We start from the raw sequence: 13,595 nt of genomic DNA, 5'->3' as shown, positions 1-13,595 counted from the left end.
CCTCCGCGGTAATAAGCCGGGGCTTATCACCAGTAGTGAATAGTCAGTAAGGGATGGATTTGGTATTGAAATGAGACGACATCCTGCTTATTTTATTCCTGCCCCATCCTTAACCGGCAGTGTCTTATCCTTATTAGTAGCGCAAACTTAAATCAATTCCTGATAAGCATCGTATGTTCCGCTGCGCATCACCTCAGCATGACGGTGAGCTCTGAGCGGGGTTTGCCTCGCCCAGAGACTGCTTAGCATACCTTCCGCTGCGGCTTCGAAGTGGCCACCAGCAATCATCATCAGCGTATTTTTAAACGCGCTCAGTCCGCTAATTCCCAGTTGATAAGCCATGCTGTAAAGCACATCGGCCCGCGCGTCATTACATTGATCCAGCGCGGCTTTCAGCGCCGGAACCCGCTTCATCTGCCGGATTTTTTCATCGAGAATCTGCTGCATCCAGACATCGCCGACGCTGCGGGGAATGCTGAACTGATAATTAGCCAGAGAGGCATTTCTGGGGCCAATTAAAATGCCGCAGCCAACGGTGGGATAACCTTCAGTATCTGTATAAGGCTGTTCTCTGTAGCCCTCTTCACAGGAAAGAATTTCAATTATTTTGCTCATCATCGACCTCCAGAGCGAATATTTCACTAAAACAGAAATTAAGTGGGTGGTGAGTTTCCCCTGGTGAAACTTTCTTTTATCCGGAAGCAGTCACGCTACCGAACAATCACGGTATGAATGCTGTTCTTATCACATTAGAACGGATATTGCGTACGCAACTCGCTTTAGCTAAAAAAAAGCATAAATTAATTTTTTTAATTTCATCAGAGTCCTTCTCTTCAATGAAAAATAAAGAGATTAATTTTTGTGAGACAGAAGCATTAATTTTCACACTCAAGTTCAATCTCCAGTGTGCTGAGAGCGCCCTCGACAAAACCCTCTGCCATTTGCAGCTGTTTACGAATGGTGCCATCGGCGCAATGGCGACGTCGGGCAATGGTACGAAGGGAAAGACGGTAATGGTAGTGAGCAACCAGCAGAGCGTGCTCTTCAGGGTGGTTCAGCTTCAGACGACTGATGCAGCTGTCGAGGATTATTCCGTCGTTATCAGTGCAGATCAGGCGGCGGGGAGCAGAAGAAGTGATTAGCCCACGAAACCCGGCGGCAATGTGTGAATAATTAACGCCACTGCGTTCAGTGGCTGCCCAGCCGCCCCACATTTCCAGTAACAGTTTAATATCTCGCATAAATTCCCCTTTCACAGTGGAGATGGCACAGGATGTAAAGAACTTTTCAGCGCTTTTTGTCAACAGCTGCTAGTTTGAAAAAGTCATGACAATCGCGTACGAACCGGCAATGCCAGCACACGGTGTGGGTAATGAGTTGCCAGCGGTTAGGCTGGGCGGCCAGGGTGTTAAAGAGCGGCAGATGCACGGCCTGCAATAGCCCGAAGCAATCTTGAAAAACCGTTTAAGTATCATCTCACCTTAAGTAATAGCAAGGGTTATTAAAACTGACAATAGCAAAGCGTGTTTGACGAAAAATACGCATCGCTATAAATTCTGGTATATGAAACCGAATACACTCGCCTACCGACTGAACATGGCCATGTCCATGATGGAGATCACTCAGGGTGCTTTAGCCAAAGCATCAGGGGTATCCCAGCCCACAATATGGCGTCTCACTAAAGGAGAGGCCGAAGGTTCCCGTAAGCTGGTCGATATTGCCAGAGCGCTTGATGTCAACGTGCAGTGGCTGGCAAGTGGCGAAGGCGAAATGCGGGGTAACGTCGGATTAAGCGCCGCCGACAAAGTAAAGAGTGGTACTACTATCGCGGTCTGGGGATCAAAAGGCAAAACGGCAGAGAGGGTCTCCGCACCTAACGGTGTGAAGGCGAAGAAAAGCTGGCGAGCCTACATCCTGGAAAGGAACAGTGGCTGTTCCGAAGCCACTGCCGGCAGTATCGTGATCATTGATACCGACGTACCACCTGAATCTGGAGATTTGGTGATGGCCAGAGTTGCTGCCCGCATCTCCGTCTACCGTTACCTCGAAGGCCCCTCCAGTGGTTTTTTAACCGTGGACGACCCCCGCCTGCCTGCCGTAGAGCTGTCTGAAGAGGCAGAATTGATCGGTGTTGCAATCTTTCTGATCCGTGATTTAAGGCGATAAGTCGTCACATCCTGCCCCGGCAGAATGGTCTCCTTATAGTGGCCTCCGGACACTCTGTGTAACACAGATATCATCAGTTTATCCTCGCGAAATCCCACCCTCTGTACAGTTAATCTGCGCAGAGGCTTTGGCGCATTGATTCAACTGAATAGATTAGTAAAGCTTTTAATAACATCGCCAGAATAAAGCGTAAAAAAAGCGTTAATAAAAAATTTAATTGTTAAATAACAAAAAGTTACGACAATAACATAAGTTATTCGACTAATACCTATTGATATAAATAATAACTATAGCTATTGTTTTCCTGGTAAAATGGATTCCTGACGTTAACCTGTTTATCGGGCCGCCGTCTGCGGCGTTGATTTTTCCTGACCGGAGAGACTTATGACCACCATCATCTGGAAAACCGCGGCTCCCTTTGGTACCAGCAAAAGCCGTTACAAAGCCCGTCGCCTTAAGGCTCAGGCGGAACGGGTCAGAAGTAAGCAACTGGCACGTAAAGTGGCTCAGTCTCTGTCAGGGTGCAACCTGCGCGTATTGCTGGTCCTGCCTGAGGAGTAATCTGCTGCAAATTTTTTACTGTATTTATATACAGTATTATTTTTTCTGGCCGACAAGCAAGGATTTTTCACCACAGCAGGACAAAAGCAGTAAAGCTTCTGGTAAGGTACTTGCGTTAAAAACCTGTTACTGGAATATGCCATGTTGTCGACCATTATCTATCGCAGCCATCTTTGTGATGATGTTCCCGTTAAGTCTCTGGAAGAACTGGCTGTTAAAGCAAATACAATCAATGAACAGCATGGCGTTACTGGCATCCTGCTGTTCAACGGCACCCATTTTTTTCAGGTGCTGGAAGGCCAGGAAGAATCCGTGCGAAAAATTTACGACCGCATCTGCACCGACGACCGGCACCATAACGTTGTTGAACTGATGCGTGATTACGCCCCTTCCCGGCGCTTTGGTAATGCGGGAATGGAGCTCTTTGATTTGCGGAAGTACGACAGAGCCTCGGTGCTGCAGGCGGTGCTGGATAAAGGGACGTCAAAATATCAGCTGACCTACGATGATCGGGCGCTGCAGTTCCTCAGGACGTTTGTCGAAGCCCGTGAGAGGGAAAACTATTTCGAAGTTCCCTCTGATGGCGGCTGGGAGTTTATTGCCGATGAACAAACGGCGGTGAAAGGTGATGCCAGCCTGCCGGAGGCTGAAGAGTACAGCTTTGCTTTCCAGCCAATCATCGATCCCATGTCGCTGGAAATCGTCTCGCTGGAGGCACTTATTCGTACAGCCGGAGGGGGTTCATCCGCCGAATACTTCTCACAGCTCTCACGCGATGAAGTGTATAAAGCAGACATCCGTTCCAAGAAACTGGCCTTTGCCATGGCGAAAGCCCTGGGAATTCAGGGCCTGACGCTGTCAGTAAACCTGCTGCCAATGTCGCTGGTGATGGTGCCGGACTCGGTAGATTTCCTGTTACGTGAGATTGAAGCCAACGGCCTGGTGCCGGAGCAGATTGTGGTGGAAGTAACGGAAGATGAAGCCATTTCGCGCATGGATGAATTCGATAATGTGATCAGGCAATTAAAGTCTGCAGGTATCAGCCTGGCCATCGACGACTTTGGTGCCGGTTCGGCTGGCCTGCAGCTGCTAGCCCGGTTTCAGCCGGACATAGTAAAAATTGACCGCAATATCATTGCTGACGTGCACAAAAGCGGCCCAAAACAGGCCATTATTCAGGCCATCATCAAGTGCTGCGCCTCACTGGAAATTACCTTGATTGCGGAAGGGGTGGAAAAACCTGAAGAGTGGATGTGGCTGGAATCCGCCGGGATCTGCAACTTCCAGGGCTTCCTTTTCGCCCGCCCTGCCATCAACGGCATTCCCGCCGTCGCCTGGCCGGAAAAGAATTGATTCCCCGCCTGAGTCCTTTTGAGCAATCAGTATCATGATTGTGAGAGTGCCAGCTTCGGCTACTCAGGCCAGCACAAAACAGTCCCAATCATTGTTACGAATTTAGAATAACATTATACAGGTTCCTGCCGACAGGTACTCCAGAATGCCGGGGTACCTGCCATACGGTTTCATCCAAACCTGTGCCCCGGCGCACCTCTTGCTGTCGGGGTGACAGAGAACACTATGCGTTGCCATCAGGCTGAAAAGTTGTGGGCCGTTAACAACAGGAATACTCGCCGTCTAGGGGTAAATTTTATTCTTTTTATTGGCATGGTTTTTGAGCGTCGCCTTTGATGCCATATAAATCAGTATAAAACCTATAAGGATCAGAAATTGGTATCCAATCAGGTGAAAAAGCCATATACCAACGACTCCGCCCGCCAGAAATGACATCAGCGTTAAGAAATGTAGTCTCAGTCGCTCCAGGTAGACAGGAGCATCTTGCACTGACTCTCGCCTGAACAACACATCAAAAAGCATGGCTAACTCAATACCGATGTCAGTTGAAGTGCCAGACACATGTGTAGTCCTTACCCGGGCATTAGATATTCGCGTTACCACTGCATTTTGCAGACCCATTAAGAAACTTAAGGATAAGACGAGGATCCTTCCAGGAGATGCTGGAGTGGACCAACTTTCAACAATACCCAGTAAAATGAGAGCAGAGCCTTCAATAAAGATATTGAAAGCGAATATTGAACGAATGTTCTTCCTCCGCCCTGCATTGATAATAATGGTGGAAAACGCGGAGCCGGTTATGAAAATACAGACAATCGTCAGGAAAAATATCCCTGTTCCAAAACTTGCCCTGGCAAGATTATCTGACAATGAGGAAACATTACCGGTCATGTTCGCAGAGAAAAAACCCACTGCCTCAAATGCTGCAGTATTAAGAGCCCCGGCCACGGAAGCAAGTGTACATGCAAGCTGTTTATCAGCCGTACTGCTGCGGGAGTTTTCAAAGCTGATTAACATAGGGCCTACAATGGTCAACCAAGATGCACATATGTTCCACCTATTCGTTTAAAGTAACAAGCCCAATCATTATCAAAAAAAATGTTGTACAACCCTCCTGTCTTTGCATAAATTTCGTTCGGCGTTATTTGAGCAATGTTTCAGGCCCGGACAGGAAGCCTCAAAAGGAAAGCCAGCCTGTACTTGCAATTTTTTTGTATAAATTTTAATTAGTTATTACAATTCTTCTGCGTTAAGCATACGAATAGCAATCTTCTGGCAGGCGTACATCATGCAAGAACAACAATCAAATACAGTAGCTGAGATCGAAGCACACCTGATGTGCTTCGGCTGAATACATGGCTGAAGATGCGAAAGTCATTGGAAGTATTATTGCTGATCTGACAGCCCATGACGGCATGATTTCTAATAAAAAAATATTCATGCAACTCCTGGAGCGCCTTAAGCTGAGAAGATGTTGTAATGCCCGATATTTATCGAAATGCCTTACAGATCATTGTGCATCGGATCCCTGATGACCTGGTTAAATAAGCCGCCTCCATTCTGACCGGCCATTGTTGTGACACATATGCATGCCGATCTTTACCAACGGGTGCGAACTGAACTACGTTGCTTATCTGATGGAACACGCTGACGCCCAGAGGGCATATCGGATTGACGGCTCATGGATGAACGAAAATGATGAGGCACAGCTGAACATCATAAATTCAAAACTGAACGACTTTGCCCCACACAGGCCCCACAACAAAAACCATCTGAAGCTTTTTAACTCTATTTTTATATAGTCAGAACACCTAAACCTGCATATTCATAATGTCAGTATAGGCACTGACCAGCTTGTTACGCACCTGAATGCCCAGCTGCATTGACACGCTCGACTTCTGCATATCGACCATCACGTCATTCAGATTGACGCCCGGTTTGCCCATCTCAAAATCCTGTGCCTGACTGCGCGCTTCGTTCTGCGTGTCGCTGATTTTGTTCAGCGCCGCCTTCAGCTCACCGGCGAAATCAGCATGGCTGCCTGCATCAACGCTCTTGCCACTGGCCTGAACCGCTGCGGTTTGCAGCTGTTGCATCACACTCTCAATACCCTGAATTGCCATCGTTTACTCCGGTTGTCTTATCACGGTGATTTTCACTGCTGGAAAACTTAACACAATGTCAATAAGACAAAGCCGCTAAATAAGAGCAAAAATCATGGCTTATCCACCCATCGAATTTGCCGATTCAGAAAATAATGGCAGTCATCAGAAGTGAAAATTTTCAGTCGAGCCGCTCAGGGAGTCAGTTTTGTTACGACACTACACGAAACAGTCCGGTCAACTGTCAGGCAGGAAAGAGTCATGAATGCAACTGTCACGCAGGATCAACCAGAGAAGAAGGGGCTGAACGAGCTCTTCGCTCGCCTACGCGCTAATCCTCGCATCCCAATTATCATTGCGGCTGCGGCGGCCGTAGCCATCGTTATCGCCATGGTGCTCTGGGCCAAACAGCCCGACTACCGTGTGCTTTATAACAACCTCAGCAATGAGGATGGCGGCGCCATTATCACTCAGCTGACCCAGATGAACGTTCCCTATCAGTTTGATGATAAAAGCGGTGCTATTACGGTTCCGGCTGAAAAAGTCTACGAGCTGCGTCTGCGTCTGGCACAACAGGGCCTGCCAAAAGGCGGCGCAGTAGGCTTCGAACTGCTGGATCAGGAGAAATTCGGCATCAGCCAGTTCAGCGAGCAGGTAAACTACCAGCGCGCACTGGAAGGTGAGCTCTCACGTACCATCGAAACCTTAGGCCCGGTGAAGAACGTTCGTGTTCATCTTGCCATGCCAAAACCTTCTCTGTTCGTCCGTGAGCAGAAAGCACCAACCGCCTCCGTGACCCTAACCCTGCAGCCGGGCCGCGCGCTCGACCAGGGGCAGGTCAGCGCCATCGTGCACATGGTCTCCAGCAGCGTTGCCGGCCTTCCGCCGGGTAACGTGACCGTCGTCGACCAGGCCGGTCACCTGCTGACCCAATCTGATAACGCCGGACGCGACCTCAACGATGCGCAGCTGAAATACGCCACCGACGTTGAAAACCGTTTCCAGCAACGTATTGAAGCGATCCTGAACCCGATTGTCGGCAACGGCAACGTCCACGCTCAGGTTACCGCGCAGATCGACTTTAACGCCCGCGAACAGACTGATGAGAAATATCAGCCTAACAGCGATCCAGCAAACCAGGCTATTCGCTCACGCCAGACCAGCAACAGCGAACAACTGGGCAGTGCATATCCGGGTGGTGTCCCCGGCGCGCTGTCCAACCAGCCTGCCCCTGCCAACAGCGCGCCGGTAAATACGCCGAACAATAACAACAACCCGGCGAACGGCAATACAGCAAACGGCAACACCGCGAACAACGCTGCGGCGAACCAGAACAGCAGCACCGCGAAAAGCAGTGGACCGTCAAATACGTCGAATGCTGATACCACTAACTATGAAGTGGACCGCACTATCCTCCACACCAAAATGAATGTGGGTGAAGTGCAGCGCCTGTCTGTAGCGGTGGTTGTTAACTATAAAACTGATGCTGCCGGTAAGCCGGTCGCCCTGAGCGATGCGCAGATCAAGCAGATTGAAAACCTGACTCGCGAAGCAATGGGCTTCTCGGACAAGCGTGGCGACAGTCTGAACGTGGTCAACTCACCGTTTACCGAAACGGCTGAGACCGGTGGCGACCTGCCATTCTGGCAGCAGCAGTCCTTCATCGACCAGATGATGGAAGCAGGACGCTGGTTGCTGGTGCTGATTGTGGCCTGGATCCTGTACCGCAAACTGGTTCGTCCGCAGCTGCGTCGTAAAGCTGAACAGGAGAAAGCCACGGCAGAAGCCATCGCGATGGCTAACAAGAATCGCGATCCGGAAGATGAAGCCGTCTCCGTCAAGCTGTCGAAAGACGAGCTTGAGCAAGAACGTAAGTCTCAGCACCGCATGAGTGCTGAGGTAATGAGCCAGCGCATTCGCGAGATGTCAGAAAACGACCCGCGTGTTGTGGCTCTGGTCATTCGCCAGTGGATGAAGGACGAACTATGAGTCTCACCGGTACCGAAAAAAGCGCCATCCTGATGATGACGATTGGCGAAGACCGTGCGGCTGAGGTGTTTAAACACCTCGGCACCCGCGAAGTGCAGCACCTGAGTACTGCCATCTCCAATATGCGTCAGGTTTCCCACAAGCAGCTGACTGAAGTGCTGCGGGAATTTGAAACCGACGCCGAGCAGTTCGCGGCGCTGAGCGTCAACTCGAATGACTATCTGCGTTCCGTGCTGGTGAAAGCGCTGGGCGAAGAGCGTGCTTCCAGCCTGCTGGAAGACATTCTTGAGACTCGCGAAACCACCAGCGGAATGGAAACGCTCAACTTTATGGAACCACAGGCCGCTGCCGACCTTATTCGCGACGAACATCCGCAGATTATCGCCACCATCCTGGTGCACCTCAACCGCGCCCAGGCAGCCGATATTCTGGCGCAGTTCGACGAGCGCCTGCGTCACGACGTGATGCTGCGTATCGCCACCTTCGGCGGCGTACAGCCTGCCGCGCTGGCGGAACTGACTGAAGTGCTGAACGGCCTGCTCGATGGTCAGAACCTCAAGCGCGCGAAGATGGGCGGCGTGAGAACCGCAGCGGAAATCATCAACCTGATGAAAACCCAGCAGGAAGAAGCGGTTATCGAAGCGGTTCGCGAGTTCGACGGCGAGCTGGCACAGAAAATTATCGACGAGATGTTCCTGTTCGAAAACCTGGTGGAAGTCGACGACCGCAGCATTCAGCGCCTGCTGCAGGAAGTGGAGTCCGAATCTCTTCTGGTCGCCCTGAAAGGCTCCGAACAGCCGCTGCGCGAGAAGTTCCTGCGCAACATGTCCCAGCGTGCCGCGGATATCCTGCGCGACGACCTGGCAAACCGTGGTCCGATGCGTATGTCTGCGGTCGAGAACGAGCAGAAAGCAATCCTGCTTATCGTCCGTCGTCTGGCAGAAAGCGGCGAGATGGTGATCGGTGGTGGCGAGGAACAGTATGTCTGATAAATCATCGCTGCCCTGGCAGCGCTGGCAGCCCAATGACCTCGGGCAGCTGAACAACCCGCTGATTGAGGAGTTTATTGAGCCAGCTGCCCTGCCGGAAGATCCTTTCAATCAGCAGCAGTTCGAGCTGGAACAGCTGCAGAATCAGGTGCGCAATGAAGCGCAGGGCCTGGGCTATGCCGAGGGGCAGCAGAAGGGATACAGCGAAGGTCAGAAAGCGGGTTATGAGGCCGGTTTCCAGCAGGGGCTGGAAGAAGCTCAGCAGCAACAGGCTCCTTTGCAGGCGCGCATGCAGCAGCTGGTGTCCGAATTCCACCATACGATGGAAGCGCTGGACAGCGTCATTGCTGCCCGTCTGATGCAGCTGGCTCTGGAAGCCGCGCGTCAGGTGATTGGCCAGGCACCGCACGTTGACGGTACCGCCCTGCTCCGCCAGATCCAGGGGATGATCCAGCAGGAACCCATGTTCAGCGGAAAACCCACGCTGCGCGTGCATCCTGACGATTTACAGCGCGTTGAGCAGACGCTCGGTGCCACGCTCAGCCTGCACGGCTGGCGACTGCTGGCCGACAGCACCCTCCACCCGGGTGGCTGCAAGGTCAGCGCGGAAGATGGCGATCTGGATGCCAGTATCGCCACCCGCTGGCATGAACTCTGCCGCCTGGCGGCACCGGGAGAACTGTAATGACCACCCGCCTGTCGCGCTGGCTTGGCGCACTTGACTCCTTTGAACAGCGACTGGCCCAGGTGCCGGACGTGCGCCGCTACGGCCGCCTGACCCGCGCCACCGGTCTGGTACTGGAAGCCACCGGCCTGCAGTTACCGTTAGGTGCGACCTGCGTGATTGAGCGCAGCGACGCCAACGGCATTGCGGAAGTGGAAAGCGAAGTGGTGGGCTTCAACGGCCAGCGGCTGTTTCTGATGCCGCTGGAAGAAGTGGAAGGCATTTTGCCTGGCGCGCGCGTGTATGCCCGCGTCGCCGGGGACCAGAAACACAGTGGCAAGCAACTGATGCTTGGCCCGGAGCTGTTGGGCCGCGTGCTGGATGGCAGTGGGCGCCCACTGGATGGCCTGCCTGCACCGGAAACCGGCTACCGTGCGCCACTGATCACTCCCCCCTTCAACCCTTTGCAACGTACGCCGATAACTGAAGTGCTGGATACCGGCGTGCGCGCCATCAACGCCCTGCTGACCGTTGGTCGCGGACAGCGTATGGGCCTTTTTGCCGGTTCTGGTGTGGGGAAAAGTGTGCTGCTGGGCATGATGGCCCGCTACACCAAAGCCGATGTGATTGTGGTCGGTCTGATCGGCGAACGTGGCCGCGAAGTGAAAGACTTTATCGAGAACATCCTCGGCACCGAAGGCCGCGCCCGCTCGGTAGTGATCGCCGCACCGGCTGACGTTTCACCACTGCTGCGTATGCAGGGTGCCGCTTATGCCACGCGCATTGCCGAAGATTTCCGTGATCGTGGCCAGCACGTACTGCTGATTATGGATTCACTGACCCGTTACGCCATGGCACAGCGTGAAATTGCACTGGCGATTGGTGAGCCACCGGCAACCAAAGGCTACCCGCCTTCCGTGTTCGCCAAGCTGCCCGCTCTGGTCGAGCGTGCCGGTAATGGCATTGATGGTGGTGGCTCAATTACCGCTTTCTATACGGTACTTACCGAAGGAGATGACCAGCAGGACCCGATTGCCGACTCAGCACGCGCCATTCTCGATGGCCATATTGTTCTGTCGCGCCGCCTGGCTGAGTCAGGTCACTACCCGGCCATTGATATTGAAGCTTCAATCAGCCGCGTGATGGCGCATCTGATAGATGACACACATTACGCGCGGGTTCGCCAGTTCAAACAGCTGCTGTCGAGCTATCAGCGGAACCGCGACCTGGTCAGCGTGGGAGCTTATGCCGCAGGCACCGACCCGATGCTGGACAAGGCGATCAAACTCTACCCTGAGCTGGAAACCTTCCTGCAACAGGGCATGTTTGAGCGCAGTTCCTTTGACGATGCCTGTCTGCATTTACAGGCAATTTTCGGCTAACGAGCGGAGGGGAATATGCCAAAGGTTGCATCACCCATTGAAACCCTGCGTGACCTGGCGCAGAAAGATCTGGAAAAAGCCGCCATCCAGCTGGGTGACGTGCGCCGGGCCCAGAAGCAGGCTGATGAACAATTAACCATGCTGCTCAGCTACCAGGATGATTACCGTAATACCCTGAACAACACCATGACGGAAGGGATTGCCAGTACCCGCTGGTACAACTTTCACCAGTTTATCGACACGCTGGAAAAGGCCATCGAACAGCACCGCCAGCAGCTGACGCACTGGAACGGCCGAGTGGAGAAGGCGCTTAATTTCTGGCGCGACAAACAGCAGCGGCTGCATGCCTACGAAACGCTGCAGGCCCGTGCGCTGGCAAACGAATTACTACAGGAAAACCGTCTCGATCAGAAACGGATGGATGAATTTGCCCAACGGGCATCATTGAGGAAAGGCGAATGAATGTGCCATTTGTGACGAGCGGGACCAAAGTCAGCTCCACCACCACTGCGTCAACTTCTGCCACGGCGGCCACCGACCCGGGTACGGAGACTTCTGCCACTGGCGTGGGTGAAACCGCACACAACAGCGGCTCACAGGGTTTCCTTACGCTGTTGGGCAACAAGCTCCTGACTCTAGCGAAACAGGGGGAAACCGCGGCGCAAAACACCCATGAGGCCGACAGCGAAGCGGCTGGCGCATCGTCAAAAGCGAAGATCAACAGCCTTCTGGCTTCACAGGACTTGCCTGAAAAGCTGAACGCGCTGCTACAGAAATCAAAAGTCAGCACCGACGGCAAAGACGAGACGGCCACCGACAGCACTGAAGCGGCATCCACCGCTTCAGCCACGCTCAGCACCAGCGATATGCAGGCACTACAGGCTCTGTTCGCCATGTTGCCTCCGGCCCCTCAGCAGCCCACTGACACCCTCACAGCGAAAGGCGGGGACACGCTGGAGAGCGATGGCAGCATCAAGGGCGGTAAGACCACTCTTGCCTCACTGCTGTCCGGCAAAGAGAGCGCCACCAGCGATGACGAAGCCACCAGCAAAGCCGGTGATAAAAGCGGCAAGATCGGCAATACCACGCTGACTGCCGTGACCGGTTCGCAAAAGTCCACGACGGACACCAGCGCGACTAATACTGCATTCCAGCAGGTGTTAAGCAGCGTAACCAGAGATGCCGACAAAGAAAATTCAAGTTCTGCCCCGGCCCCGACGATAACCAATAATGTGATCAGTGCCGCATCCGCTGCCCTGACGCCAGCCACCACCACCCTGGTGACGGCTCCGGCCACTTCTCAACTGAGTTCGCAGTTGGGCAGCCCGGAATGGCAGCAGGCGCTGGGACAGCAGATCGTGATGTTCAGCCGTAACGGACAGCAGACCGCCGAACTGCACCTGCACCCGCAGGACCTGGGCAGCATCCAGATCAGCCTGAAGCTGGATAACGACCAGGCTCAGCTGAATATGGTTTCAGGCAACAGCCACGTGCGAGCCGCGCTGGAAGCAGCCCTTCCCCAGTTGCGAACTGCACTGGCAGAAAGCGGGATCAACCTCGGCCAGAGCAATGTCAGTAGCGATGCTTTCCAGCAGGGCCAGAGCTTCAGCGGGCAGCAGGGACAGCAGCAAAACAACAGTCGTGGCAACACATTTAGTCTTGCCAGTGAAAATGATGGTGATGTAACCCCGATTGCCGTTCCTGCCGCGCTGCAGGCTCGTGCAGCCGGTTCCAGCGCTGTTGATATTTTCGCCTGACGGTAACAAACGCATAAGCTAACGGCAAAATCCGCGCCTTTTCTACCAATTGTTTGGAACAGGACGCGGGATAATCTGCCCATAAAGCCGTGGGACAGTGGATAAGTTCAGTCCACACCTCGAAATAATCACAGGAAGTTATAGCTCATATGACTGATAAAAAAGCCAAAAGCGGCAAAAGCAAGCTCCTGATACCGTTAATAGTATTGGTAATACTGGTAGCTTGCGGCGCTGGGGGCTACGTGGTCTGGCACATGATGAAGGGCCCTGCTGACGCCACTCAGGCTGCGAAGCCTGAGCCACCCCCTGCGCCGGTCTTCTTTGCCCTGGACACCTTTACCGTGAACCTGATCAACCCGGATAACGATCCTGACCGCGTGCTGTATGTAGGCTTTACCCTGCGCCTGCCCGATCAGGACACGCTGCGCCGGATGACCGATTATCTGCCGGAAGTGCGCAGCCGTTTACTGCTGCTGCTCTCCCGCCAGAACGCTGCAGCATTGAGCAACGAGCAGGGTAAGCAGGAACTGGTTAATCAGATTAAAACTGTACTGGCACCGCCGCTGGTACCGGGACAACCTCAGCAGACGGTGAATGATGTGCTGTTCACTGCCTTCATCCTGAGGTAAGGC

Annotated in this window: 14 protein-coding genes and 2 pseudogenes; 12 read left to right on the top strand and 4 right to left on the bottom strand. The window is 53.1% G+C overall.

Annotation, left to right across the window (positions count from 1 at the left end; translation table 11 throughout):
• Positions 1-147: 147 nt before the first annotated feature.
• Complete coding sequence (locus tag GSQ70_RS21665) at positions 148-615, bottom strand: lysozyme (protein WP_158785420.1); 468 nt, start codon at positions 613-615, stop codon at positions 148-150.
• Positions 616-875: 260 nt separating this feature from the next.
• Positions 876-1,241, bottom strand: coding sequence for an antiterminator Q family protein (locus GSQ70_RS21660; RefSeq protein ID WP_158784439.1), 366 nt, complete (start codon positions 1,239-1,241; stop codon positions 876-878).
• A 322-nt stretch (positions 1,242-1,563) separates the two neighbouring features.
• Between GSQ70_RS21660 and GSQ70_RS21655 the strand changes: the two genes are divergently transcribed.
• From GSQ70_RS21655 to GSQ70_RS21645, 3 genes are all read left to right on the top strand, one after another.
• Positions 1,564-2,166 carry a LexA family transcriptional regulator gene (locus GSQ70_RS21655; RefSeq protein WP_233268405.1) on the top strand — a complete coding sequence of 201 codons (603 nt, stop codon included), beginning with the start codon at positions 1,564-1,566 and terminating at the stop codon, positions 2,164-2,166.
• A 384-nt stretch (positions 2,167-2,550) separates the two neighbouring features.
• Positions 2,551-2,727 carry a hypothetical protein gene (locus GSQ70_RS21650; RefSeq protein WP_158784438.1) on the top strand — a complete coding sequence of 59 codons (177 nt, stop codon included), beginning with the start codon at positions 2,551-2,553 and terminating at the stop codon, positions 2,725-2,727.
• 141 nt (positions 2,728-2,868) lie between these two features.
• On the top strand, positions 2,869-4,080 hold the full coding sequence (locus tag GSQ70_RS21645; protein ID WP_158784437.1) for a diguanylate phosphodiesterase: 1,212 nt from the start codon (positions 2,869-2,871) through the stop codon (positions 4,078-4,080).
• 282 nt (positions 4,081-4,362) lie between these two features.
• On the opposite strand, the gene GSQ70_RS21640 is transcribed toward GSQ70_RS21645, so the two are convergent.
• On the bottom strand, positions 4,363-5,097 hold the full coding sequence (locus GSQ70_RS21640) for a YoaK family protein (protein WP_158784436.1): 735 nt from the start codon (positions 5,095-5,097) through the stop codon (positions 4,363-4,365).
• A 338-nt stretch (positions 5,098-5,435) separates the two neighbouring features.
• Between GSQ70_RS21640 and GSQ70_RS26500 the strand changes: the two are divergent.
• Positions 5,436-5,531, top strand: a pseudogene (locus GSQ70_RS26500) (hypothetical protein); the annotation flags it as partial.
• Between the two features lie 22 nt (positions 5,532-5,553).
• A pseudogene (locus GSQ70_RS26495) lies at positions 5,554-5,628 on the top strand (biofilm development regulator YmgB/AriR family protein); the annotation flags it as partial.
• A gap of 263 nt (positions 5,629-5,891) precedes the next feature.
• Here GSQ70_RS26495 and fliE read toward each other — a convergent pair.
• The gene (fliE, locus tag GSQ70_RS21630) at positions 5,892-6,203 is read right to left on the bottom strand and encodes a flagellar hook-basal body complex protein FliE (RefSeq protein ID WP_158784434.1); all 312 of its coding nucleotides are present in this window, start codon (positions 6,201-6,203) and stop codon (positions 5,892-5,894) included.
• Positions 6,204-6,443: 240 nt separating this feature from the next.
• Here fliE and fliF point away from each other — a divergent pair, with 240 nt between their 5' ends.
• The 7 genes from fliF to fliL all read left to right on the top strand — a co-directional run bounded on the left by fliF (position 6,444) and on the right by fliL (position 13,592).
• Positions 6,444-8,171: a flagellar basal-body MS-ring/collar protein FliF gene (fliF, locus tag GSQ70_RS21625; RefSeq protein ID WP_158784433.1), complete on the top strand. Its 1,728-nt coding sequence runs from the start codon at positions 6,444-6,446 to the stop codon at positions 8,169-8,171.
• Positions 8,168-9,160 (top strand): flagellar motor switch protein FliG, encoded by a 993-nt coding sequence (gene fliG, locus GSQ70_RS21620; protein WP_158784432.1) that lies wholly within the window; start codon positions 8,168-8,170, stop codon positions 9,158-9,160. Before fliF ends, fliG begins: the two co-directional genes overlap by 4 nt.
• A complete protein-coding gene (gene fliH / locus GSQ70_RS21615) occupies positions 9,153-9,845 on the top strand; it encodes a flagellar assembly protein FliH (RefSeq protein WP_158784431.1) in 693 nt (230 codons plus the stop codon). Before fliG ends, fliH begins: the two co-directional genes overlap by 8 nt.
• On the top strand, positions 9,845-11,206 hold the full coding sequence (gene fliI / locus GSQ70_RS21610; RefSeq protein ID WP_158784430.1) for a flagellar protein export ATPase FliI: 1,362 nt from the start codon (positions 9,845-9,847) through the stop codon (positions 11,204-11,206). The genes fliH and fliI overlap by 1 nt, the downstream gene beginning before the upstream one ends.
• A 15-nt stretch (positions 11,207-11,221) precedes the next feature.
• A complete protein-coding gene (gene fliJ / locus GSQ70_RS21605) occupies positions 11,222-11,668 on the top strand; it encodes a flagellar export protein FliJ (protein WP_158784429.1) in 447 nt (148 codons plus the stop codon).
• A complete protein-coding gene (locus tag GSQ70_RS21600) occupies positions 11,665-12,963 on the top strand; it encodes a flagellar hook-length control protein FliK (protein WP_158784428.1) in 1,299 nt (432 codons plus the stop codon). The genes fliJ and GSQ70_RS21600 overlap by 4 nt, the downstream gene beginning before the upstream one ends.
• A 149-nt stretch (positions 12,964-13,112) precedes the next feature.
• On the top strand, positions 13,113-13,592 hold the full coding sequence (gene fliL, locus GSQ70_RS21595; RefSeq protein WP_158784427.1) for a flagellar basal body-associated protein FliL: 480 nt from the start codon (positions 13,113-13,115) through the stop codon (positions 13,590-13,592).
• Positions 13,593-13,595: the final 3 nt, after the last annotated feature.

The organism is Pantoea sp. BAV 3049 (genome assembly GCF_009765445.1).
Taxonomy (GTDB): Bacteria; Pseudomonadota; Gammaproteobacteria; order Enterobacterales; family Enterobacteriaceae; genus Erwinia.
This window is presented reverse-complemented; position numbering and strand designations above follow the sequence as displayed.

Bases quoted from the DNA above. Each gene is read 5' to 3' on its own strand.
- fliI (WP_158784430.1), top strand. From the start codon at position 9,845: ATGACCACCCGCCTGTCGCGCTGGCTTGGCGCACTTGACTCCTTTGAA.
- GSQ70_RS21650 (WP_158784438.1), top strand. From the start codon at position 2,551: ATGACCACCATCATCTGGAAAACCGCGGCTCCCTTTGGTACCAGCAAA.
- GSQ70_RS21655 (WP_233268405.1), top strand. From the start codon at position 1,564: ATGAAACCGAATACACTCGCCTACCGACTGAACATGGCCATGTCCATG.
- fliF (WP_158784433.1), top strand. From the start codon at position 6,444: ATGAATGCAACTGTCACGCAGGATCAACCAGAGAAGAAGGGGCTGAAC.
- GSQ70_RS21665 (WP_158785420.1), bottom strand. From the start codon at position 615: ATGAGCAAAATAATTGAAATTCTTTCCTGTGAAGAGGGCTACAGAGAA.
- fliJ (WP_158784429.1), top strand. From the start codon at position 11,222: ATGCCAAAGGTTGCATCACCCATTGAAACCCTGCGTGACCTGGCGCAG.
- fliG (WP_158784432.1), top strand. From the start codon at position 8,168: ATGAGTCTCACCGGTACCGAAAAAAGCGCCATCCTGATGATGACGATT.
- fliL (WP_158784427.1), top strand. From the start codon at position 13,113: ATGACTGATAAAAAAGCCAAAAGCGGCAAAAGCAAGCTCCTGATACCG.
- fliH (WP_158784431.1), top strand. From the start codon at position 9,153: ATGTCTGATAAATCATCGCTGCCCTGGCAGCGCTGGCAGCCCAATGAC.
- GSQ70_RS21640 (WP_158784436.1), bottom strand. From the start codon at position 5,097: ATGTTAATCAGCTTTGAAAACTCCCGCAGCAGTACGGCTGATAAACAG.
- GSQ70_RS21660 (WP_158784439.1), bottom strand. From the start codon at position 1,241: ATGCGAGATATTAAACTGTTACTGGAAATGTGGGGCGGCTGGGCAGCC.
- GSQ70_RS21600 (WP_158784428.1), top strand. From the start codon at position 11,665: ATGAATGTGCCATTTGTGACGAGCGGGACCAAAGTCAGCTCCACCACC.
- fliE (WP_158784434.1), bottom strand. From the start codon at position 6,203: ATGGCAATTCAGGGTATTGAGAGTGTGATGCAACAGCTGCAAACCGCA.
- GSQ70_RS21645 (WP_158784437.1), top strand. From the start codon at position 2,869: ATGTTGTCGACCATTATCTATCGCAGCCATCTTTGTGATGATGTTCCC.